Source organism: Paenibacillus sp. PDC88 (genome assembly GCF_900106725.1).
Taxonomy (GTDB): Bacteria; Bacillota; Bacilli; order Paenibacillales; family Paenibacillaceae; genus Paenibacillus; species Paenibacillus shunpengii.
Genome location: NZ_FNNT01000001.1, coordinates 1 through 24361 on the forward strand (window position 1 = coordinate 1; position 24361 = coordinate 24361).

At 44.8% G+C, this 24361-nt stretch carries 23 protein-coding genes; 2 read left to right on the forward strand and 21 right to left on the reverse strand.

Annotated features, from left to right (window positions below):
• A partial coding sequence (locus tag BLW49_RS29015; RefSeq protein ID WP_218145875.1) for a hypothetical protein occupies positions 1-183 on the forward strand: 183 nt, incomplete at its 5' end.
• On the opposite strand, the gene BLW49_RS00005 is transcribed toward BLW49_RS29015, so the two are convergent.
• Positions 146-1558, reverse strand: a complete 1413-nt coding sequence (locus BLW49_RS00005) for a family 4 glycosyl hydrolase (protein WP_090722476.1) — start codon at positions 1556-1558, stop codon at positions 146-148. The two genes, BLW49_RS29015 and BLW49_RS00005, sit on opposite strands and share 38 nt — an antisense overlap.
• A gap of 148 nt (positions 1559-1706) precedes the next feature.
• On the opposite strand from BLW49_RS00005, the gene BLW49_RS00010 reads away from it, so the two are divergent.
• Positions 1707-2540 (forward strand): AraC family transcriptional regulator, encoded by an 834-nt coding sequence (locus BLW49_RS00010; protein WP_256209513.1) that lies wholly within the window; start codon positions 1707-1709, stop codon positions 2538-2540.
• A 51-nt stretch (positions 2541-2591) separates the two neighbouring features.
• On the opposite strand, the gene BLW49_RS00015 is transcribed toward BLW49_RS00010, so the two are convergent.
• The 20 genes from BLW49_RS00015 to BLW49_RS00110 all read right to left on the reverse strand — a co-directional run bounded on the left by BLW49_RS00015 (position 2592) and on the right by BLW49_RS00110 (position 24259).
• On the reverse strand, positions 2592-3224 hold the full coding sequence (locus BLW49_RS00015; RefSeq protein ID WP_090722480.1) for a spore coat protein: 633 nt from the start codon (positions 3222-3224) through the stop codon (positions 2592-2594).
• A 418-nt stretch (positions 3225-3642) separates the two neighbouring features.
• Positions 3643-4152 (reverse strand): hypothetical protein, encoded by a 510-nt coding sequence (locus BLW49_RS00020; protein ID WP_090722482.1) that lies wholly within the window; start codon positions 4150-4152, stop codon positions 3643-3645.
• A 50-nt stretch (positions 4153-4202) separates the two neighbouring features.
• Positions 4203-4706, reverse strand: coding sequence for a DNA topology modulation protein (locus BLW49_RS00025; RefSeq protein ID WP_090722484.1), 504 nt, complete (start codon positions 4704-4706; stop codon positions 4203-4205).
• Between the two features lie 76 nt (positions 4707-4782).
• The gene (locus BLW49_RS00030; protein WP_090722486.1) at positions 4783-5262 is read right to left on the reverse strand and encodes a GNAT family N-acetyltransferase; all 480 of its coding nucleotides are present in this window, start codon (positions 5260-5262) and stop codon (positions 4783-4785) included.
• Positions 5263-5491: 229 nt separating this feature from the next.
• Positions 5492-6682 carry a staphylopine family metallophore export MFS transporter CntE gene (locus tag BLW49_RS00035; RefSeq protein ID WP_090722488.1) on the reverse strand — a complete coding sequence of 397 codons (1191 nt, stop codon included), beginning with the start codon at positions 6680-6682 and terminating at the stop codon, positions 5492-5494.
• 49 nt (positions 6683-6731) lie between these two features.
• On the reverse strand, positions 6732-7472 hold the full coding sequence (locus BLW49_RS00040; protein ID WP_076310782.1) for an ABC transporter ATP-binding protein: 741 nt from the start codon (positions 7470-7472) through the stop codon (positions 6732-6734).
• Positions 7450-8283, reverse strand: coding sequence for a staphylopine uptake ABC transporter ATP-binding protein CntF (locus BLW49_RS00045; protein ID WP_090722489.1), 834 nt, complete (start codon positions 8281-8283; stop codon positions 7450-7452). Before BLW49_RS00045 ends, BLW49_RS00040 begins: the two co-directional genes overlap by 23 nt.
• Positions 8284-9180, reverse strand: coding sequence for a staphylopine uptake ABC transporter permease subunit CntC (opp1C, locus tag BLW49_RS00050; protein ID WP_090722491.1), 897 nt, complete (start codon positions 9178-9180; stop codon positions 8284-8286). It abuts the gene before it with no gap.
• Complete coding sequence (opp1B, locus tag BLW49_RS00055; RefSeq protein ID WP_076310784.1) at positions 9181-10113, reverse strand: nickel/cobalt ABC transporter permease; 933 nt, start codon at positions 10111-10113, stop codon at positions 9181-9183.
• A 15-nt stretch (positions 10114-10128) separates the two neighbouring features.
• A complete protein-coding gene (gene nikA / locus BLW49_RS00060; RefSeq protein WP_076312469.1) occupies positions 10129-11724 on the reverse strand; it encodes a staphylopine-dependent metal ABC transporter substrate-binding lipoprotein in 1596 nt (531 codons plus the stop codon).
• Between the two features lie 256 nt (positions 11725-11980).
• On the reverse strand, positions 11981-13288 hold the full coding sequence (locus BLW49_RS00065; RefSeq protein WP_076310785.1) for an opine metallophore biosynthesis dehydrogenase: 1308 nt from the start codon (positions 13286-13288) through the stop codon (positions 11981-11983).
• A gap of 16 nt (positions 13289-13304) precedes the next feature.
• The gene (locus tag BLW49_RS00070; RefSeq protein WP_076310786.1) at positions 13305-14114 is read right to left on the reverse strand and encodes a class I SAM-dependent methyltransferase; all 810 of its coding nucleotides are present in this window, start codon (positions 14112-14114) and stop codon (positions 13305-13307) included.
• Complete coding sequence (locus tag BLW49_RS00075) at positions 14107-14913, reverse strand: histidine racemase CntK family protein (protein ID WP_305954021.1); 807 nt, start codon at positions 14911-14913, stop codon at positions 14107-14109. Before BLW49_RS00075 ends, BLW49_RS00070 begins: the two co-directional genes overlap by 8 nt.
• 232 nt (positions 14914-15145) lie before the next feature.
• Positions 15146-16033, reverse strand: a complete 888-nt coding sequence (locus BLW49_RS00080; protein WP_076310788.1) for a YwqG family protein — start codon at positions 16031-16033, stop codon at positions 15146-15148.
• Positions 16034-16096: 63 nt separating this feature from the next.
• Positions 16097-17281: an alanyl-tRNA editing protein gene (locus BLW49_RS00085; protein WP_076310789.1), complete on the reverse strand. Its 1185-nt coding sequence runs from the start codon at positions 17279-17281 to the stop codon at positions 16097-16099.
• Between the two features lie 233 nt (positions 17282-17514).
• Positions 17515-18243, reverse strand: a complete 729-nt coding sequence (locus tag BLW49_RS00090; protein ID WP_076310790.1) for an amino acid ABC transporter ATP-binding protein — start codon at positions 18241-18243, stop codon at positions 17515-17517.
• Entirely contained in the window at positions 18236-19687 is a 1452-nt protein-coding gene (locus tag BLW49_RS00095; protein ID WP_076310791.1) for an amino acid ABC transporter substrate-binding protein/permease, read from the reverse strand. The genes BLW49_RS00090 and BLW49_RS00095 overlap by 8 nt, the downstream gene beginning before the upstream one ends.
• A 319-nt stretch (positions 19688-20006) precedes the next feature.
• Positions 20007-21020, reverse strand: a complete 1014-nt coding sequence (locus BLW49_RS00100) for an NADP-dependent oxidoreductase (protein WP_256209514.1) — start codon at positions 21018-21020, stop codon at positions 20007-20009.
• 82 nt (positions 21021-21102) lie between these two features.
• Positions 21103-21396 carry an ArsR/SmtB family transcription factor gene (locus tag BLW49_RS00105; protein ID WP_090722493.1) on the reverse strand — a complete coding sequence of 98 codons (294 nt, stop codon included), beginning with the start codon at positions 21394-21396 and terminating at the stop codon, positions 21103-21105.
• Between the two features lie 58 nt (positions 21397-21454).
• Entirely contained in the window at positions 21455-24259 is a 2805-nt protein-coding gene (locus BLW49_RS00110) for a glycoside hydrolase family 2 TIM barrel-domain containing protein (RefSeq protein WP_090722494.1), read from the reverse strand.
• Positions 24260-24361 lie beyond the last annotated feature (102 nt).

Consider the following 24361-nt stretch of genomic DNA (forward strand, 5'->3'; position numbering starts at 1 on the left):
CGCGGCGGACACCCTTGCCTTTGGCTAACAGTTCCTACTGCCAAGCCTGTAGCGGACTTTCACCGCCGAGCTATCGCCCATGCCGGGCGCACTAAAAAAAGCCGCTGTGTGCAGCGGCTGATTATCATTATATTCAAGAACGAGATTAGACATAACTCTTTGTATACCAATGCTCGGGAATAATATCTTTTTCAAGCTCAAGCAGCTCTTCAATGATACAGTCAGCGTCTGCAATCGAATGCACCAGAGGATCTGTCAGCATCGCTCTTCTAAGCTTCTCCCGGCTGCCTTCAATGACCGCTTCGGCAGTTAGTTCATGAGTGTCCAGGACAAGCTCTTGCATTCCTCGGATTCCTCTCGGCATCTCACCTATAGGCAGCGGCTTGACCCCATTCATGTCAACTTCACATAGCAGCTCCAGAAAAGCATCATCGTTCATATTAGTCACTGCACCCTGGTTGAGAGTATTTATGTAGAACGGCTTGCCTAATCCCCCAACCATATTTTCTATAATGTCAGTTGCATGGTCGGGACCAAATGAAATCATATATTGTTCTATCGGTATTTGTCCGCTAATAAATTGGTCTACCTGCTCCCACATTTCCTCGTGGCGCTTGTAGCGGTCTTCTGTCTCCCAAATGGATAGCGGCGGTATCGCATCCTTCGTTTTACCAAGTCCCTGGTAGTAAGAAACGTATTCCTTTGTATGCGCAGTACAAGTTGGAACATATCCAAAAATATCGTACAATTCGTAGCTTATTGCGTCATTAAACAGTGCCTTAGCACCGGTATCTCCACCCACGGTTTCTGTCTCAGCCGAACGCTTCAGTGATTCAGCAATATCAGGGAGTACATTGCGTCCTTCATACTCTGCCTTAAGCAGCCAAGTGAAGTGATTTACACCTGCGATCTGCAGATCGAACTTGCTGTCGATTTCTGCTGTATACTCGGTTTTGTTGTTAATAATCCCTGCTCTCTCCGCATATATGATCTTCTTGTGAGGCATATGATGGGAATCACATAGAGCAAAGCTCTTGAGGTTTGGCGCATACCTTTTTAACGCGATCCCGTGTACGGTAGAAGGATTAATATAATTGATCACCCATGCATCTGGACACAGCTCTTCAATGTCCTTAGCACATTCCATGATGACAGGAAGCTCACGCATCGCCCGGAATATACCGCCGGGTCCAATGGTATCTCCTGAGCACATTCGAATTCCATATTTCTCGGAGATGGCGCAATCGATTCCCCGATACTTTACGGTATCCTCTGCGAAGCTGAGTACGACAAAGTCTGCATCCTTCAGCACGTGCCTCCGGTCTGTGGAGCCCTCAATCTTCAGATCTACCTTATTCGCTTCTACAACCATCTTGGCGAGCTGTACCAGCTTGTTCAAGCGCTCTTCATTCGTATCCACTAGGGCAAGCGTCCCTGTGTTCAGATGCTCGGAATGCACCATTTGCCAGATGGACTGTCGTCCAAAAAACAAGCTTCCTGCGCCGAGCACAACGACTTTCGGTTTTTGAATACTCATGATATCATCTCCTCCATTCATTAATTACATTTTAGAAATTAGTATGAGATATCTGAATGCCTCAGAGTATGCTAATCATGTCATTTAGTACGATAATGAAACACGACTAGGTTCATATGGTATATTGAATAGACGAAGGATATGTCGAATGGTATGGGAGAATATACACATGAATAGCTTTAGTATCTTCAGAGATTTATCAGAGCATATCGTGCTGCGAATTAATTCATGCAGAGAAGTTCATCATTTGAGTGGTTGGATCGAGACCAAGCAGCATCATGATTACGACTTATGGTACGTCCAAGAAGGGCAGATTGAGATTCGAACAAACGATTCCGTTCATTTGGCCTCAGCCGGAGATTTAGTTCTCTTTAATCCAAAGGTTGCTTACACCGCTTCGAATCTTGGCGACGATTGCAGGTTCATCTATACCCATTTTGACTTTGGATTAGGGGATCAGCTTCGGATCTTGGATCAGTTTCAGCTGGCAGGTGTCATAGCAAGCACTCTTGTTCCAGAGGAAATCAGCTTGTTCTTGAAAGCCTATAAGGAACATCAGCTTGGCTCCTCCATGTCAGGAATTCATTTAAAAGGCTGCCTTACGATCTTAGTCGCTAAGATTCTGGAATGTTATGAGCGAGGAGAATATGTAGGCCAATTCGCAAACCCTGCTCCCGAACGCAAAAGAATCACGAGTCTGCAATCCCTTCAGCCTGTGCTGGATCATATTCAAGAACAATTACATATGCCGCTCCGTGCGCGGGAACTTGCTGTAATGGCAGGTATGTCGGAGAAATATTTCATTTCCTACTTCAAACAAGCTTTGGGGATTACTCCGGGGCTATATATCTATCAGCTAAAAATGAATCGTGCCCGCGAGCTGCTGTACAGCAAGCAGTATACGATCCAGCAAATTGCTGGCATGCTTGGATATCCAGATCCATACAGCTTCTCTAAGGCATTTAAGAAATATTACAACGTTCCGCCTTCCAAGTTTGATTGAGGCATACATAGCAAAAAGCACCGATTCAGCTAAGAATCGATGCTTCCCTTTTTAATGGAATGAAGTTGTTCCGCCCATGGGTGGTTGGATTTGCGATGGAGCGTATCCATTTTGCATTTGTGTCATATCCTGCTGTGTAAGCTGTGGTACTTGGTAGTAGCCATGCTTATTTTGATACAGCGAAATTTCATATGCCATCTCGATACAGTTCGGAACCGAGTCTGCCAGCACACGGCGCACTACCGGATTGGTTGATTCTAGTGCAGCCATCGTTTTTGCTGTTGCACCAGATTTAACCGAATGCAGCATGCTGCAGGAAATGACCTCATCATTAATCTCAGCTGCAGATTGAATCGGCTTGTTCGGTTGAGTGGGCTGAAATCCGTAAGTAAAATCATTTCCTTGATGCATTTTGTAGCTCTGGGTCGGTATCGATGGATCTTGTCCTGTTTTAAAGCACTCTAACGTCGTGTTGTACTCATCCGTCATAAATTGTTTCTGACGCTGTATGATATCTTTCAGCTCTGGATCCTGAACATGCTGGCTCATAATGGTGTACGTGTTCAGGGTAGTTACAGCCCCTGCCAGTACCTCATGTACATCAAACATTTCATGTCCACCATGGTTCATTTGCGGTGATACTGCACCAGTTTGCATATTTTGGTGGTTCGGTTGGAATTGCATTTACGTAATCCTCCTCATATTGGCCGAGTATATCTCGTGATTTTTCGGATCGAAGCATTGTTCAAACCAAGGATATTATGAAGTCGTTTGGTCCAAAATATTCAGGAGATAGAAAACATCTTATTTGGAGGAATACATGGTGGGATACATATTCGGGATCTTGTACTTTCTTTTTTGGTTTTTTGTTTTTACATTGAAAGGGATCTGGCTTTAATTTTTAGTTGTAGTGATAAAAATCCTACAGTTATATGTAAAAAAGTCGATTTCGAATGTCACTTCATTTAAATTATTTCCCCGACAATCCTCACGCCTCTCTCTGTTTAAGCATATACAGAACCATCATCCAAGTTTGATTTCTTCAAAAAGAAATTTAAAAAAGAGAAAGAATGAATGTCGGATAAAATGACCTTTCTTCATTTTATTTTTTTCCTATAACAGCCGCCTCAGCTAGACACACCCATTGATTGATTTCATCGTACCCACTCACCCTTGCCACAACACGGTTCCCCGTATACATCCACTCCACTGGAGTAAGAGACTCTAGCAGAGCCGTATCTACTAAGCCCACCGCATTCTGCGTTAATAAGTTAATCAAAGTGCCTTGAGGAAAGAAAGCTTCAATATACCCTTTAACACTTGCTCCAACAGGAAATTTGCTTTTGGTCTGATTCCATTGCTCAGCTGAAGAAACAAGCTTCTGGTTCCACAGCCTATTAAACTCGTCTTGATTGATTTCTTCGTAGTAAGGCTCCTTCGGATCAAGCGGATGCTCTGCTAACATAAAATGATGTTGTTCATGCTTACGATTCGATGTGATTATACTGCCATCGTCATGGATTACAATCTGTCTATAAGCTATTCCTTGCTCATTTATTTCGAAATACCAAGTCCCCATACCCGGTTCTTGAACGTCTTGTAAATATCTCAACTCACATCACTCCTTAACTGCCTATAAGCTGCCATAATAACTGTAAGATGCTATATGCTCTCTAAAAATAGCTCTACTTCTATGGTGGATTTGAGGATAATCACTCGCTTAGCTTGAGATAGCTCTTCGAGTTTTTTTAGAATGTCAGGTCTTTTCGTTCGGGGATAATTCCATATCCATTTAAAAAAGTCTAGATCAAATTTTTCCTGACAGCCTTCTCCCATATCGGGTCTGGTATGGTTCCGGTATTGAATGATTCGCTTGAATGCACGATATACACAAATGAATCTATGAATATCCAAGAAAATGATGGTATCTGCAGCATGAAGTCTGATATCCATTGTGCCACTGTAGTTTCCATCGATAATCCACTCTTCTTTTTCCACTAGATCAAGCTGAACGTCTTTTTGTTCATCCTTAGAAGCGGGAACCCAGTTGGGTTTCCAAAAAAGAGCATCCAGATGATATACGGTTATCCCTAACCTTTCACCTAATTGCCTCGCCAGCGTGGATTTACCTGACCCACCTGAACCGATAAGCACCACCTTTCTCATAAATCTCACCTCCCACCGGTAATAAAGATAAATTTGAAAATTTAACCTCTAATTGAACACAGGCCTGAACATGATCTTACCTCAACCGTTTAATCATCTTATAATTTGTTAATTGCACTCCCCTAATCTCAACCGTTTGTTCTTTCACAACTATATAGCCTTGACGTTCGAAAAATGGCTTGGCTGTAATGCTTGCTTCTGTATCTATTTCCGGAAGGTTGAACTTCATCGCCTCTTCTTCCAATCTACTAACTAACGACCCTGCGACCCCCATGCCCTGATAGTCTTTGTGGACAAACAGTCGATCCAAGTACCCATCATGCCTCAAATCTGAAAATCCAACGATTTTATCTCCGATATTGGCAACAAAGGTTGTATTTCGGCTCAGCGATTCTTTCCAAGCCCCCATTTTGGAATCCTTCTCATCTCTGGGCGCCCAAGCATTTACCTGCTCCTCAGTGTAATCTTTCGAATTCACCGCATGAACGGTTTCATAAAATAAATTAACGATTTCCTCCAAGTCCGTTTCCTTAAATCTCAAGATCTCAAACTTCATTTGCAGCCCCTCCTTCTATATAAAGTATTCTGTCACTCCAAGCCCATTGTACGTTTTCACTTTATAGTTTCCTACTGCCGATGCAATAAGTATCCATGCCTAATGCAGCCCAACTTTTAGGATAAGATTTTATCAGTAAAGCCTGCATAAAGACAAGTGGGAATCAGCTAGCTTGCACATTCATTTCTATATAAAAAAAGCCGCCGTATGGCGACTTCTTCATCTCTAGCTATGCAGTTCGCAACCTTTTTATCGATGCAAATACAATCAATGCGGCTCCCAAACCAGCACAAATCATATACATGAGTGAATAAGAGGACACATCGGCTACGGGTCCCATCACCACTCCGCCAAGCGAAACGCCGAGATCGGCAGTGGCAATAAACAGTCCGACCAGCATGTTCCGATGCGCTTCAGGCAAGACAAAGGTCAGATAGGTCGTAAGCGTTGGATATAGAATGGCCTGGGCAATTCCGATGAATAACGCACTGATATAGAACAATACTGCACCTATGGTTACCGACAGACTCACGAACAATGCGGCGAACGTCAGCAGCAAGAGGGTACCGGTAACAAACATCGGATGCCACTTCCCGTCGGACGGAATCTTCTTTCTCAGTACTAGACGGGAGACGACCACCGTAGCCGCTTGGATCATGAGAAATACAGCAGCATTGCCATATGTAATTTGATCTGAATAGAGCGGAATGAATGTGGCAAAGGAGCCGAATACAACGGAAGCGACCAGCATCAGGACACTACATTTAAATAAATGCGGATTAGTAAATAAATGATGAAAAGAACCAAGCATCCGTGTCCCTGGCTCCCTTACCTGATCCTTTACTTGCGGCTTCACCGAAGTGGTATCCTTCGTCATTCGTGCCGTATACCCGACAATTCCCGTAAGCAAGGCAATCGATATCATCACCGCTCCAAAGTAACGGTCATCGCCTGTCTCCCACAGCATGAGTGCAAACAGGGGTCCTACGATCCCGGGTATATAAGAGAACAAGGAGTATAGTGAGATCCCTTGGGAACGTTCCTTTTCCGGGAGTGCGTCGATAATACCAATCTGCAGTGCCATGGAGAAAAAGGCCGTCGATACGCCCTGCAGGATGCGAGCAATGACATATGCATTAAAATCAGTCACGGCATACAGGATCAGCGCGATCCCATTCGTAACCAATATCACTCGAAGAATCCGGATGGGACCATACTTCGCAATCATCGAGCCGGCCCATGGACGGAAAAACATCGTCGTAAACAAGTACGCCCCCATAACCAGCCCAATCGTCGTGTTACTGGCGCCACGCTCGTCCCCCTGCAGCGGTATAATAACATTAAGTATGGCATTGGCACTGAAGTATAGAAGTACCAGAATATATAGTCGAAGAAAAGGCCAAGACAGTGCACCCTTCATGTTCTGATTGTTCCTCCTTGCTTATAAACTGCAGCATCTATGGAATGATCTATAGGGTAATCATTGATCTTAATAACGTTCTGGCGTACGGAGTCTCTACTTCCTTCAATTGATCCACCGTTACCATTTCCTCAACCTGCCCATCCTTGAAGATGATCACTCGGTCGCATAGGTAGGCTGCTGCTTGGATGTCATGGGTGATGAATACATAGCTCATATCATAGATGGACTTTAGCTGCTTCAGAAGCTCCAGGATCTGAACCTGAATCGATACATCCAATGAGCTGATGGCTTCATCCAATACGATGCATTTGGGAAATGTAGATAACGCTCTTGCAATACATACCCTCTGAGCCTGTCCGCCTGACAGCTCATGGGGATACATTTTTCGATAGGAAGCATTTAGCCCGACTTGTGTTAGCAACAGATCAATGAGTACATTCTCATCCTGAATATCCGTACCTCTTAATGGTTCTCTAATGGCCTCTTCCACTGTGAAAAAAGGGTTGATCGATGAAGTGTAATCCTGAAATACCGCACTTATACTGCCGGCTCTTACTCTCCTGTCCAGCACATTTTGACCATTCCATGTCACAGTTCCGTTATCAGGCTTCTCGATTCCTAAGATTAACCGTCCCAATGTGGACTTCCCGCTTCCACTCTCACCAATAATTCCAAGACATTCTCCATCCACACAGTCGAAGCTTACCTTCTTTATGATCTGCTGCTTTTTCCCGGAGAATAATCCGCCTTTTTTGTATGATTTCTCAACTCGATCCACCTTCAGCAATGGTGTTCGCCCCCATCAATCTTTTAAAATGATTGCTAAGTGTCATTCTGCTGGACACCAAGTATTTCGTATAATCATGCTCAGGTCCATAGAAGATCTTCTGAACAGAACCTCGCTCTACCACCCTGCCATCCTTCATGACCATAACCTCGTCGGCCAGCTTCTTCACGGCAGCCAGATCATGTGAGATAAACAGCATAGAACAGCCGAGCTGTGCTCTTAGTCTCGCAAATTGCTCCAGAACTTCATATTGCGCTATGCTGTCAAGCGCGGTCGTAGGTTCGTCCGCAATAATCAGATCCGGCTCAAGGACCAGGGCGAGCGCAATCATCACACGCTGCAGCATACCACCTGACAGCTGATGCGGATACTTGTTCATCACGTCAATTGGATTTTTGAGCATCACTTGCTCCATCGCTGCGGACATGCGACTGACGATTTCTTTTTTGTTCCAGCCGTAATGCTCTGACAGCGTCTCTTGCAGATGAACCCTAATCACACTCGAAGGATCAAATGCGCTCATTCCATTTTGCAGAATCATGCACAGCTCTTTCCCTCTTTTTTTTCTCATTGCCTTCTCTTCTAATTTATTCAGATGTTCGCCTTTGAACTTAATTGTCCCTTCTTGCCCGAGCCAGCCCTTATTCAGCCGCATGATCGATCTGCAGGTGAGCGTCTTACCGCTGCCGCTCTCGCCTACGATCGCAAGACAGCTGCCGTTTCTCAGTTGAAAGGAAACATCGTGTACAATTTTTTGTCCAGTTTGGGTGTTCCAAATATTCAATCCTTCCACTTCAAGAACATTTGCCATCTATCTCACCGCCTCTTCACCTTTATATTTCATGAAGATATTTCTGCGAGCTCTTCTCTCTTTGAATTTCATTCCTGCGAGCTTGGGATCCATTGCTTTCTGAAGCGCATCCGACAAGAAATTGAAGCTCGTGACGACTAGGATGATGGCAATACCCGGGGCGAGCATCAGCTCGGGTCTCGTAAACATCACTTCTCTTGCTTCGTTCAGCATCATACCCCATTCCGGACTCGGAGCTTGAATACCGAGACCCAAGAAGGAGAAGCCGGAAATTTGCAGAATCATCGAGCCTAGTGAGCTGCTCGCAAGCACGGCAATATCCGATAGAGTCAGAGGCAGCAGGTGCTTAAATATGATACGAGTACTGCTCGTTCCAGCGGCTTTGGAGAACCGGATATAATTCGACTCCGTATATTGCATAACAGCCGTTCGGATCATTCTGGCAAACCATGCCCACTTCATCACGATAAACGCAATGAGGATGTTCGTAAGCCCCACGCCGAATACCCCAATAATCGCAAGGGTCATTACATATCCGGGGAATGAGAGCACGATATCACATAACCTCATGATAAGAGCGTCTACTTTTCCTCTAAAATAACCGGCCAGGAAGCCCATCGCACCACCAAAGATCAAAGATACAGCGAGTGCGGCGATCACCCATAGCACGCTCGGACGAATTCCATATATTAAGCGGGACAGAATACATCTTCCGAGATGATCATTTCCTAAGAGGTATTCCCATGATGGTGTATTGTAACGCAGCGCCATATTTACCTTGAGCGGATCATGTGGAGCAAACCACGGGGCGAAAATGCCGAGCACGATCGTTGAAACCAAAATAATAAGGCTTGTGACAGCGAGCTTGTCTCTTCTCAAATTTCTCCAGACTCTCATTTATAGATCATTCCTTAGCTTTGGATTGAGCATGGCATTGACAATGTCAGCGATCGTATTGAACAGGACAAAGGATACTGCCAGTATAAGCACAAAGGCTTGAATAACTGGAAAATCCCGGCTGAGAATCGACTTCACGCTGAGTGAGCCGAGTCCTGGCCATGCGAATACATTCTCTATAACGACGGTACTGCCGAGAATGACAGGGACTGCCAGACAAAATATGGATACAGCGACCTGGAGTGAATTTCTCAGCAAATGCATAATCACCTTTCGCTCCTTGATGCCGCTGGCACGCGCATACAGTACATAATCCTCGTGAAGATTGTTCAGCATGGAGCTGCGGACATTTCGGAAATAGATGCCGGCATAGCTTACCGAGATCACAAGCACAGGCAGAATATAATGCTGATAGCTGCCCATCCCGCTGGTAGGCAAGAGATCCAGTTTAACCGAGAAGTAAAATATGAGAAGCGCGGCCAGCCAGTAAGGCGGCAGCGAAGTCAGAATGAATGAGAATCCTCTAATGGATTGGTCGAGCAGCTTCCCTTCATGAAGTGCACATATGATACCAAGCACAATCGACAGGATGATGATGGCCACAGAAGAGACAAGTGTAAGCTTCAGTGTATTCATAAAGGCAGGGCCTATTAAGGTGCTCACAGGTTCTCCATCCACAAAAGAGTGTCCAAAATCCAGCTGGATCACGTTCGTTAACCAATGGAAGAATTGAATGAACAGCGGCTGATCCATACCTAGCTCTTGTTCGGTCTGACGGATCAGCTCTTCTGTAATGACGGGTACGCCTTGTGCCTGCAGGACGGCCTCAGCCGGTCCTACAGGGGACAAGTTAACGAATATAAATGTGACAAAAGAAATGATGAGCAGAAGCGGTACAGATATTAGCAACCGTTTAACAACATAGCTTCCCACTTGCGTTCTCCTTCCTCACTCGAAATGCATCTGATCGAAAGGCAGCTCAAACTGCGATTGTTTAAAGGAAATTCCGGTTAAATCGGACGGAGCGACGACGGTCACACTGCCATTAGAAATCGGTATGAATACCGCTTCATCATGGACGACGGTCAGGATATCCGCGTACAATGATTTGCGTGCTTCCTCGTCGGTTGTAATCATGACTTCGTTGATTTTTGAATAGAGCTCATCGGCTTGTGCAATGCCCTGTGTTGTATATAAGTAGGATGCATCCGAAGTAAAGGCTGAAACGGTGCTCTGCGGGTCATATGCGAGTCCCCAGGTTTGATTAAATAACAGCTCATAATCACCCGATGCTCTTCGGCTCGCAACGGAAGTCGATTCTTCACCTATAATCTCCAGCTGAATACCGATCTCCGCCAGCGTGCTCTGTATGAATTCAGCCTGCATTTTCTGTGTGGAAGAATTCACATCATAATGCAGACTTATGGACAGCGGTTTTCCGTTCTTCGTTCTCACTCCGCTGTCATCCAGCTTCCAGCCTTCGCCGTCCAAAATTTCATTAGCCTTGGCCAGATCATAGCCGCGTTCCTTCAGCCCCACGTCCGCATATTCCACATTGGAGGAGAACAAGGTGCTGGCAGGTGACTCAGTCCCATTGAAAATATCTCTGGCAATGGTCTCCCGATCAATGGCGTACCAGATTGCTTCCCGCACAGCCGTTTCGCTTGCCGGACTTTCTTTTTTGCTGCTGTTAGCTACGATCATCTTCGTATTAACCGGTTCACTGCGTACCAGCTGATAGTCACCGGTATCCACTAATTGATTCATCGCTTCAACATCCATGCTGTCAGCTCCCCGGTCATCCGTGAAGGCGAAGTTGACTTCTCCCTTAAGCATGGCAAGGTAAGTCGTCTCTCCTGCCGGCAGCACTTTCGAGGTAATTTTCTTAACCTGAGGCACCTCTCCCCAGTACTCTTCATTGGCTGTGAATACGGCATACTCTTCCTTCTTGTGCTCACTTAGAGCATAGGGACCTGTGCCATGATAGCCGGATACCCCTTCCTTGGTCTCTCCATTGATAAAATCCTTCGGGGAAATGAAGACAAAAGGTCTGGTCATGGATAATTCGATCAGAGCCGGATAATACGGCTCACTAAGCACAAATTCAACCGTAAATTCATCAATTACATTGCAGCTAACGAGCTGTGTGGACAGCTTGATCCAGGAATGCTTCTCCGCATTTCTCTGAACAGCTTCTATGTTAAGCTTGACTGCCTCTGCATTAAATGGCTCCCCGTCATGAAACGTAACGTCTTCCCTTAGATGAAAAGTATACGTTTTGCCATCTTCGGAAATATCCCATGATTCAGCAAGCAGTGGCTTAATGCCGTCCTTTGTGTTCTCAACGAGTGATTCATATACCATTCCCTGTGCAGGCATGGAACCCGTGTACAGATGAGGATTCATATCGCCGATGTCCTTGGCTGAAGCGTATATGAGCTCCTGAGCAGGAGTATTGCCGCTGACGGTCTCTGAATTCGTGTCCCCGCCCGATGAGGATTGTGACGAACATCCGGATAGGACGATCACCGCTAATAAAAACATGCATATGGATTTGAAAGGTTTGCTGAACAAGCTTGATCTCTCCCTTTTTCTCTTTTTATATTGATCATCTCTATGAAATATGCGTAAATTTTACGATTAAACAAGAACAGAAAATGGCCATAAAACCACCAGTATACATCGAATTTAGAATCGAATCCTTCCGTGCTATTCAAGTGAAATTGTTCAGTACACGAAGCATGCTTAAGGACGATACTACAGCGGTTATTGAGTTACAACCATACTGCCTATTTCAATCCTATGAACTTAGGCTTACTGCACTTAAAGAGCTGCAAATTTGCTTCAGATCCTCTGAGAAGGTTTGTACTTCAAAAGCATTGGACAATATTCTTTCCGGGTGCTGTAGGGCAATCTCTTGAATCATGTTCTCATACCTCTCAACAAACCTGTCAATGGTGGGAGAAGCGTTGTTTGTATGTCTGGCAATTCCCTGAATGATTTTGAGGCGATAGTAGTCCTCCTTCGGCATTCTCGGAATATCCCATTCCCCCTGTTTATTGATGAATGTCTTTCTGATGGGAACAGCGGAGAAATCGAAGTATTTGCCATCCTTATCCGGCTTGGAGAAGGGATCAATGAGCAGACAAGTGTACCTGATATACAGCAAATATTGCTGATGGATGTCATCCAGCTCAAGAAAATGCTCAATATCCTCGCGGGCCAGACTCTCTGATCTAATCGGGTAATTGTCATCAATCATAAACTTAAGCAGATTAAGCGGTTCCACCTGGAGAGAGGACAATATATTCATGATCTCTTTCCATTGGGACAGCATCTCTTGAATCAAAGTGGATGTAATAGGCCCTTCAGGAAACAGCTTATATACGTAAGCCGGTATATCCGATTCCCCAAAGATTCGATGTAATGAAAAATCATTCATGAATAATGGAGGGTGTACATACAAGGATATGTTTCTGCTCTCCGCGGCGATTGGCGATTCCATTCGCTTAAGCTGGACGCCAGACCTCGTAAAATGCTCGCATAAACTGCTCACACGATCAGAAGCAGGAATCGTAGATCCGACATACAGCTTCTTCTTCACTGCCGTTGTCAGTACTTGATTGGACGGAGTTGAATCTGCCCATCGTGTGTCCCCCAGATAGGTCGAGAAGCTGATCATCTCAGCTGCTGGATTCATGGCTGCCATATAACTCTGAACCAGGCTGCCTGACCCCAGTGTCGGTGACATGAGCAGGATGCAGCTTACATGTCGAAGGAGCTCCGCGTCCAGCCTCTGAAGCACTTGTCCATAAGCATCGGCCGTCACGGTTAGTACAATCGTATCCCACATACCGGTTACTGCTTCATAGCTCTGGAACAACTCATCAACCTTATTCTCGCCTTCCATCACTTGATGCAGTTCATTTTGAACATCGGCCCGAACGAATTGATGATTACTGCTTAAGGCATTATAAAAATGCTCTGATCGCGCAGAGATCCTGCCTGCAATTCCGATGCGGCTGTTCCACTGCTTCTTCATAAATACGGCCATTTGAATCGATACCGGACCTGTACCGCAGATTAGAACTCGATTAAAATCGCTCATACAACCTCCCTAACTCCTAAGAGTTGTTCTTCTTATACAGAGCAATATCAAATACCTGATCGTGGCGCAGTACGTGCTCCTCAAGTCTCCACTTTAACGTGTCCACTTCCTGGAGAGGGAAGTTAAACAAGGACTTCAGTCCATTGCCATACCTCATCGCCACCACCACTTGATCACTCGTCAGTGCATGCAATCGATCCATGATATTGAATTTGTCTTCTACCGTAGAACTGAAGATGATATGGGTAAATTCGTTTATCCCTTCAAGCTTCTCTGGCGGTGTCTGTGTAAGACAGATATCATACTCCGGACCAAGAACGTTGAGGACAGAACGACCTAAATGAATCGCTTCAGCATCAATATCTACGCCTACCACCCGCGCACCTGTTCTCTTGGCAATGAGCAGAGGCGTCATCGGGAACGAACCGGAACCAACTAATAACACCTTGGAATCGGATGACACTTGAAAACTTCCAAATTCCTGCTCGATGCAGGATTCAATATTTTTGAAATAATCAGATTGATCCGAAGAGCCGCTAAGCAGCTTCAGTGCCCGGTATTTCTCCATGATTGCGACACAAAAGGCCGATTCTCTTCTAAGGCTCCATACCAGCTCAGCCCCCAATTCTTCGGACGCCAGCTCATCCCATAAATTTCGGTTTGCCTGGTTTGTAATGAATGCCGCATATTCATCGGTCAATAACTCCAGGTCATGTGAATGGTGAGTCGTCGAATTATATTGGTGAGACATTGCTTCAAACCGTTTCAGGAATGCTTCCAAGCTGTGGGTAAAATCGTGTGAATCGATTGTAATCGTCCTAGCCATCGATATAAGCTCTCCCTTCAGCCACGATTTCGACATTGCCCTTAATAGCAACGCTCGTCAATCCATTGTTATATGTAGCGTGAACCTTTATAAGTCCGCCGGGCTGAATGACTTCTATATCGACATTTGTATTGTTTCTCCATGCCAGATAAGCTCCTATGGATGCTGTACCCGAGCCACAGCCTCTTTCCCATATCATGCTGCCAAGCTTGGGAACATGAATGAGCGGTGTCATCCTATAATTTTCTGGTTCATACAACAGAATGCCTATAAGCTTATGATGACCAGCCAGTCCCATGAGTTGTGCTGTCATTTGAGCCGAATTTCGAATACTTTCGGAGATCTCGTCTATTTCCATAATGAGATGGATCGAATCGCCGTAGCGTACTAAGAAGCATGCATAATCCTGTCCTCCGATATGTATCGTCTTTGGTTCAATATGATGAGGGATTGGCATATTCAATTCACAGGTATACAGATCTCCGTTTCTCATAACCAAGCAATCTATTAATTGTTCAGTTCCGGAGGACTCCAGGATGATCCTTCCTTCCTCACTGAATCCGATACCCTTCTTGGATACGATATAGGCGGCCAGAGACATGCATGCATTTCCGCAAAATTCACCTCCAGCCATATGTAAATATGCCGCAGCACTGCCTGTCGGCTGTTCAATGAATCCTACCTGCTCTGCGTGAATGCTATCATAGGACATAATCTGAGTAGCAATGGTCTCATAGTTCCGATCCCCATGATCCGTTTGAACAAGTACGGTCATATTCTGTGTCGGATTACATTTCACAAATTCGATCTCCTGCCGCATCCGCACTTCCCTCTCTTTAATTGTAAAAATTACGATTAATTCCGGGCTGAGTTGATTATATGATTAACACTAAATACTGTCAATTCTTTTTTGTCCAAGTCAACCTTGTTCAGGAATTAGAAAACAAAAAGAGCCGCTCCATCACGGCCCTTTCCATTCATATCATTTTCTTACCTATACAAATTCCCTCGTCCAGCAATCTCCGATTGCTTCAGCTGGAATATAGAGAACAATACGTTCGATCAAACCGGCCAGCGAGTAAATCTTCCTTACGAATAAAGAATTGTAATACTCCTGCATCCCACCATAAAAATCCGATATCATCATCAGAATCGATCTCAAGCAGCATAAGCGTATCCTGAATTTCTTGCATAGCTGCCGTCTCCCCGCCTGCAAGCTTCTCAGAGATCCTCTTGAGCGCTTCTTCGGTACTGTATTTGTACTGCTCACCGGTCAACAGCATTAAGGCTGCTTCATATTCTGCATCATCATGCTGTCCCTCTGGATAACCAAATATTTGAACAACATCTTCACGAAGTCTGTCTCTAATCGCGAAACTCAGGTCCTCATACTCTTCATAATCATGTTCCTCGTCCTCTATCACATCATAATCCACGTATGCATAATTTGGAGGCTCTAGTGAAGATCTGGCTTCCAGCTGATAGCCAGTAAACTTGCCTTCCAAAGTGGTTATATTGGGAGATTTACGTCTTGCCGCCCCATCTAGTTCATCCCTCTGCACAAATAATACTTGGTGTTCAATGTTGAAGGCAGGCTCATCAATACCTACAAAAAAATAGAGCATGCCACTAGATGGCAGCAAGGATGATTCATCATACTTATGTATCTCATCCAAATTCAGCTGGGCAAGAAATGTCATAGGCGTACCACTGCTTGCCTGAGGCCAGACAATAGATGACGGCAGATCAGGATCTCCGCCAACTCTTGACACACAAGGATGAGTATAATCCTCTTTCTTCGACTTCTTCAACCTTACCCCTTGCCGTGTATGTTCAATTACATATTCAGCCGCATGAGTGAAATCATACTCTTTGATCAAATGTTCCAGCTTTTGTCGAGCACCTTGTTGAAGACTCATATTTCCTCCTCCTTAGTACATTCTTGTTAACTTAATATATGGGAAGTAGAATGTGGTACAGCCTCAGAGCTCTTTCTGATCTATTAGATATTGAGATGTAAATTCAAAAAATGCAGCAGCATCTTCCCAGCTATCAAAGCCCGCCTGAGCCATTACATCGCTGCCTCCGCCTTTCCCCTTAAAGTCAGCCAAATGCTCCTTAAAAAACTTCCCGCAAGACGGAGCAGCTTCTTTACTCTGAGAGAGGATCACTTTATTCTCGGCAGCTGTGGCAAGCAGTACCGGTTTGTTCGTAATTGAGGTTAATTTATTTGCTAACCATTGCAGATCCTTAAGTGTCTTGTCCTTGAAGGTATGACCGATCAAAATCTCAGTGGCATCGCTAATCATTTGATGCGCAAGATACTCATCATTTTGAGCTTTAAGTTTAGCTATCTCCGTTTGCAGCTGTTTATGTTCTTTCTCCCAATTCATTAGCCGCTCGATAAGCTCTTCCTTACCCGCTTTGAATCGGTAGGATAACGTGCTGATGATCTGCCCATACAAGTTGAATTCCTTCAGAGCTCGATAGCCGGCTGTAAAATAAATTCGTGTATTCCCTTTCTGCTTCTCTGTCTTGAGCAGCTTGATTATTCCGATCTCACCGGTCGAGGATACATGGGTGCCTCCGCAGGCATTGTATTCTACATCCTTCATCTCCACGATGCGGATGTTTTCCTTTACTGTAGGCTGCTTGACCAGTTTGATTCCAGAAGCTTCTTCTTCGGTCACCCAATAGCTAAGAATTGGATGATTCAAATAGATATGGCGGTTCGCTTCCTGCTCAATTGTATTTATTTGGTCTCTGCCCAGCTCAGCTGTTTCTACATCAATTGTGCAATAATCGGCTCCCAGATGGAAGCTGAGTGTCGGATATTTATAGAGCTCAAGGCATATAGCGGACAGCAAATGCTGTGCGCTGTGCTGCTGCATATGATCGAACCGGACGTCCCAATCAATCCTGCAGCTAACCTCACTCGATTCAGGCAAGGATTCAACCTTATGTACAATCTGATCTCCATCGGCAGTAACATCCAGTACCGGAATCCCCTGAATCGTCCCGATGTCACAAGGCTGGCCTCCCCCATGAGGATAAAAAGCCGTTTCTTCGAGCTGAACGTAACAGCTGTCATCTTGCTGCCATGTATCTATAATCCGGGTCTCCCATTGAGTCGTATAAGCAGAGTCGTAGTAAAGCTTCTTTGTCATGATGGATTGTCCTTTCTGCGGTAGGTGGTAAGTTGGTAAGTTACTCAGAAGTGTTACACTTTCTCAGCCGTAAACGGTTTACACCATCCCAGCATGCTTGTTTTATTATACACGGCTTCCTCTTATTAAGGTATTCGTGATCCAGGTTATACGCTGACAATATAAAAAAACCTCCGAGTTCCTGCGGCATTGCCGTCAAGCCTCGAAGGTTCTTATTATTATTTAATGATGAATTAGAGCACTTTCTGCAGGAAGCTGATCGTACGCTCATGCTTCGGTTTACCGAATACTTCCTCTGGTGTACCCTCTTCAACAATATAACCGCCATCCATGAAGATGACCCGGTCCGCAACCTCACGTGCGAATCCCATCTCATGCGTCACGATCATCATCGTCATGCCTTCACGCGCAAGGTCCTTCATAACGCCAAGTACTTCACCCACCATCTCAGGGTCAAGCGCCGAAGTCGGTTCATCAAACAGCATGACATCCGGGTTCATCGCGAGTGCACGGGCAATCGCTACCCGCTGCTTCTGACCACCCGATAGTTCGGATGGATAAGCACCCGCTTTATCGGATAGACCGACACGCTGCAGTAAGCGCGTAGCCGTCTCACGTGCTTGCTGCTCATTCATTTTACCGAGCTCCATCGGAGCAAACATGATGTTCTTCAATACATTAAAATGCGGAAACAGATTAAAGTGCTGGAACACCATCCCAATGTTTTCTCGAGCTTTGTTTATGTCTGTTTTGGGATCACTAAGATCCTGATCATCCACAATAACATGTCCAGCCGTAATTTCTTCGAGCTTGTTGATGCAGCGTAAGAGCGTACTCTTTCCTGATCCGGAAGGACCAATGACGCACACCACTTCACCTTCGTTGACAGACATATCAATGTTCTTAAGTACTTCATTTGAGCCATAACTTTTCTTCAAGCCTTCAACACGAACTTTACCCACGACTACGTTTCACCTCCAGCGAGCTAGCAATTTTAGTTAGAATTGTGATGACAATCAGATACATGATGGCAACCATCAGCCAGATATCAAAGGATGCGAACGTTCTCGCGATAATAATCTTACCGGATTGAGTCAGCTCGACCAGTCCGATCGCGGATAGGATCGACGTATCCTTGAGTGTAATAACCAGCTGGTTAATAAATGAAGGAATCATCACACGGATCGCCTGTGGAATGACAATTTTCATCATCGATGTGCGATAAGGCAGTCCAAGCGAACGTGCCGCTTCCATCTGACCTTGATCAATAGATTGAATCCCGCCGCGAATAATTTCTGTTACATAAGCACCTGCATTCAAGCTGAGTGTCAGAATGGCAGCCAGGTAGAGCGGCATCGTAAAGCCAAATGCTTGTGGAATACCAAAGTAAATAAAGAATGCGAGTACGATAAGCGGTATACCACGGAATAAATCAACGAACACAGTTGCGATGAAGCGCAGGACCTTGTTTTGTCCAACCTTCATAAGTCCGAAGATCAAACCAAGAATAAAGGCAAAGAACAAGGATACAATTGTATAAATCAGTGTTTGTCCAAGACCCTTCAATAGCGGTGGAATCGACTGTAACATCAGTTCGCCGCGACTTAAGGTTGGAGCAGGTCCCCCTTCGCCTTCACCTAAATACTTCTCTAGAATCTGATCATACTCTCCGCTCGCTTTAAGGTTTGTGAGTCCAGCGTTAAACTTTTGCAGCAGCTCTTGATTTTGTCCTTTACTAACTGCAAACCCGTAGGAACCGCCTTCTTCCTTCTCAGTTACAATCTTCAGTCCGTTGTTTTGAGTTACCCCGTAAGCCAAAACCGGATAGTCTTCAAAAGTAGCAACTGAATTGCCCGTCTTCACATCATCATACATTTGTGAGGAATCATCAAATGGTACAATGGTGAATCCGTACTGTTCCGAAATAGACTCAGCGAAGCTGTATCCTTCAGTACCCGTCTTGACGGCTACTTTATGGCCTTTCAGGTCTTCGTAGCTCTGAATGGTATCGTTATTAGCACCGACACCCATAACAACCCCGGATTCAAAATAAGGCTCTGAAAAATCAAATTTCTGTTTTCTTTCGTCTGTAATACTCATACCGGCAATAACGCCGTCGACTTGATTCGACTCCAGCGCTTGTACTGCCGCATTAAATCCTAGCGGTTTAATTTCGTACTGAAAATTCTGATCCTTCGCAATTGCATCTAACAGATCTATGTCGATACCGACAAAATCACCGTTGATATCTTGAAATTCAAACGGTGCGAATGTAATGTCTGTTCCAATTACATAGGTTTTTCCAGAATTCGACTGTGCTGAAGCACCTCCCGCCCATCCGGACAAGCCGGTTACTAGAAGCAGTACCAGCGACAGAATAAAAAATGAGACCTTTGTTGTTTTCATATGTCCTCCTCTTACGGTCTTCTTTTTCATAGTTACACCTGATTTACGGAAGGAGCTCGTACTCCTTTTAACAGACGTATCGATTATTATACATTTTTATTTGCCGCATGAAAATAATCATTCGATGATTTTTTGTACAGTTATTATTCGTCTCTCTTGTGTTTTCGATACAATTCGACATAACGACGAATTCATTTTCCAGTCAACATTTCTGCTAACAACGTATAATATTTCCGCTTAAGTAGATCAAACAGCACAAAAATAGCCATCTCCACAGATTTATTACCATCGTGAAGATGACTAGAATTTTTCGATCTTATTATTCCGTTGGTACTACTTTAACCAGCATTTTACCGATGTTTGTACCTTGGAACAGCTGGAGGAATGCTTCGGGAACACGATCAAAGCCTTCAAGAATCGTTTCTTCATATCGAAGCTTGCCTTCCGCTAACCATTGTCCCAGCATCTTCGCGCCTTCCGGTAAGCGGTCTGCGTAATCGCCAAGCACAAAGCCTTTAATCATAGACCGTGTCTTAATCAATTTCGTCAGAATCCGAGGACCGACATCACTGCCCTCTTCTTGATTATAGGATGAGATCGCGCCGCACAGCGGGATACGGGCATAATCGTTTAATTGGGTCATAACCGCATCGGAGATGTCTCCTCCCACATTGTCGAAATAAATATCAACACCGTTAGGGCAGGCTTTTTCTAGCGCTTCCTTCATATTAGGAGTCGTCTTGTAGTTGATAGCTTCGTCGAATCCAAGCTCCTTGGTAAGCCAATCTGTCTTCTCTTCAGTCCCTGCAATACCTACCACATGCGCGCCCTGGATTTTGGCGATTTGTCCGACAATGGAGCCGACCGCGCCGGCCGCACCAGAGACGACAACCGTCTCCCCTGCCTTGGGACGGCCGATGTCCATAAGTCCAAAATAAGCAGTTAGTCCGGTCATACCGATTACACTTAGGTATGCGGATAATGGCGCGATGTTCTCGTCAACCTGCTGCAGCTTGTCCGCATCCGCTACGTTATACAGCTGCCATCCAAGCATACCTAATACTTTGTCACCTTTACTGAATTGATCAGATCGAGATTCGATTACCTCTCCAACTACGCCACCGGTAATTACTTCACCAAGCGGATAAGGAGGTACATAGGATTTAGAATCGTTCATCCGTCCGCGCATGTAAGGGTCTACGGATAAGTAAATCGATTTAACCAACACTTGACCTTCCCCTGGTTCTTGGATCGGTGCTTCTTCAAATTTGAAAGTATCTTCGGTTGGCAAGCCTTGAGGTCTTGAATGGAGTAAGATCTTTCGGTTCATCATAATGATATCACTCATTTCTTAAGTATTGTAAAGTTCTAAAACTTTCAAACTATAAATCCAAAATAAAGGTTTCTCTTCTGCCTTATAGGCTATCCAAGAAACCGGGTACTGCTGTATTGAACATATCCTTTACTAAATGAATCTTCTTATTCTGTCCTTCTCTCACGACATGAATCAGCTCAGCATCATTCATAATTTTTAGATGATAAGTGACATTGGACTTGTCCATACCCAGCGTTCTTCCAATCTCTCCGCAGCTATTGAGTTGTGGGCTTTGCAGCAGGTAACGGACAATCTCGATGCGCTTCTTCTCAGATAAAGCCTTGAAGATTCGCGCTCTCTTCTCATCATCTATCGTTAATAGTTTGATAGTCATACAACTATCTTACTCATTAAACGATATTTTTGTCAACGAAACCGACCATTCGAAATATTTACAGCAGTTTAGCTAGCTCATTCCATTCAAGCTGAACCGTTGGCTCAAATGCATCACTGTGCACGTATCTAAGAATGCTATGGATGAACTGCCTGCCTTCCGGTGTATGTGCGATCTTCTTATCATCAAAGGTACCCACTAACACTCGGCCTTTGGATACACGAGCCTCAAATAATAAGCCCAGCTTATGATTACGCTCGAAATTGTCAATGGTTTGAACGATGGGCTGAAGCTTAGAATCAGTCTCATCTAATATGATGGAGCGGGAATTCATAACGATATTCCACCATGGATAGGTAGAATAAGTCTCGCTTAGGAAATGTTCGACCACCGGATGCTTGTTATCGATATATAGTCCCATCGTTCCAACAGGCGTCGGCTTATTCATGCTTTCTGATATGGATCGAAACATCGGATAACACCAGAAGTCCGTGCTGTAGGTACCTTCAATGGAATGAGTCAATGACGCCGGGTCTGGAAGCAGCAATATATCTTCTCCGTGCTCCAGCAGCTCTTTTGCCTGATCATTAAGCTCCCGGAACAAATGAATCCCTGTCCAGTCGAGTTCAGTGTGCTCGGGGTAAATCCAAAGATCATAATTCTTATAAATATCAGTTCCCTCGATCGTCAGCTTCAGCTCGACCTGTGTCATCACTTCAACCTCTGGCAATTGGATCTGAATCGTACCTATCTGTATATGATTAGAATCCGGACCCTCAGGGATCATTAATTCGCCTTCCGCTAAAGACGTTCCCTTGCTTAGCATTTCCCACTTCAGCACTTTACTATCAATGGATTCCGTCCGATAATAACTTAGCTCGATAGTGGCTTCGAAAGACTCTCCGGCTTCATAATTGTATCGTTCAAATCGAGCCAGCAGGACGGCATCCGAACAGAATGTTCTCCACTCTTCTGGTGTAATCAGTCCTTTGGAATCCATGAATGCATCCAGCATTCCAACTAGCGCGGTTCCTTGCCCGCTGAAATCCTGCAGGTCGAGCAGCTGGAAACCAGCAAGCCGTCTTGTCCGAAATGCAGCTTCCAGCTCTTCCTTATAACATGCTGCAGCTAATTTTCCAGAGTTCTCGAAGTATGCCTCGGCGAGATGTCCTAATCCCTTCGCTTCAAGTCGATCACGGAACACTTCGAAATTTCTCGCTTTTAGTGACCCTGTATATTTCTCAATTTCCTTAAAATTCGGGTACGTCGCATATTGCCCAATCTCATGAGAGATAACAGGAATATGAGGAATTAACTGCTCCTCCGCTGTTTCTGCCTGCACAGTACGCATCTCAGTTCCATATTGAATCTGGATGGATTGCGTATCGGCTGAAAGCTCTTCGATTTCTGTCTTAGCAGAAGGGACAATCTGCTCATCATAATCCTTCATCGTGCCGGGTAGATCGGTCTGCACATGTCCAAGTGGTGCATCACACATCGCATAGGAGCCTCGGAACAGACGATCCTTCGAGAAGCGAACTCCACAGTAGAAGTCGTCTTCCTCCAGAATGACAGGTACAAATTGAAAATTATTCGACCCTTCTGTATACAAATGCCGCGAATCGAAGTCTTTATACTGCTTCAAAAATTCATTTAATCTCTCCTTGCTCCCCCATAGCTCATTTCCGAGCGACATCATCACAAATGAGGGATGATTACCATACGCTCGAAGCATCGCGTAGCCTTCACTTATTAGATAATCCTGCTCTGCCTGATTATGCTGTTCATACGTCTCATCGGTTATGGTTCCCCAGAACGGAAGCTCCGGCTCCATATAGATCCCTAACATATCTGCTGCAATAAATGCAGCTTCCGGCGGGCAGCAGGTATGAAAGCGATAATGATTAATACCATAAGATTTTGAAATCTTCATGATTCTGAGCCATTCTTCCACATCGGTTGGAGCGTATCCAGTAAGTGGAAAAATTAAACCGTCATGTTTGCCGCGTAAAAATGTGTTCTTCCCGTTGATCGCAAACTTATCTCCAGCTGCTGTGAATTCACGAAGTCCAACGAAGACATGATGAGAATCCAGCACTTCACCGCTAACCGCTTTCAATTCAATCTTCAGCTCATACAAATTAGGCTCGAGATCACTCCACAGCAGAGCATCATTACCCATTTCATAAGTAACCGATATGTTATTCGAGCTTAATTGAAACGTTTGCTCTCTGACCGTATGCCTAACATCTGTATTGGAACTGCTTGCCGAGATATGGAGCTTAGCTGTATCCCAGCTGCCTATAAGACGGGCTGTCAGCGTAACCGTCTTATTCACCGGATCGGTATAAGCTTGGATGTTCTCAATATAATGATGACTGTAGAACTGCAGCTCTACTCGACCCGTAATTCCGTTCCAATTGGTCTGTGTATCCTCGGAAGTCATATGCCCTCCCTTGGTCGGATAATTCGTATTATCTACACGAATCGTAATGGTATGCTTCCCTTCGCCTAGGGTTCCCGTAAGATCATGCACATGTGGAGTGTTTAGGCTGTTCAGTGTCCCAATCTCGTGTCCATCTACCCATACTGTAGTGACACGTGTACGCTCCAAATACAGGAAGCAAGGCTTGTCCTGAAGATTCTCCGGAATTTCCACTTCTTTAGCAAACCAAGCATGGCCTTCAAAAGCATATTCATCGGTTAACGCACCGACTTTGACCTCTGTATTCTTCTTCCCCTTCTTTGCATGGGATGTCGTATTCGGTAGTGTGATGCTATCTACAAATGGCAGCTGTAGACCCTGCTTCTGCTCATCCAGCTGCAGACGCCAGGCCCCTTCTAGATTCATTCTGTGCAGCATTTTATTCTATTCCCCTCTCCAACACTTCAGCTTCTATGTAATACATGCCATTCTATCATGATAACGCTTCATTTTAATACCTTAAATATTCTTGAATTACAA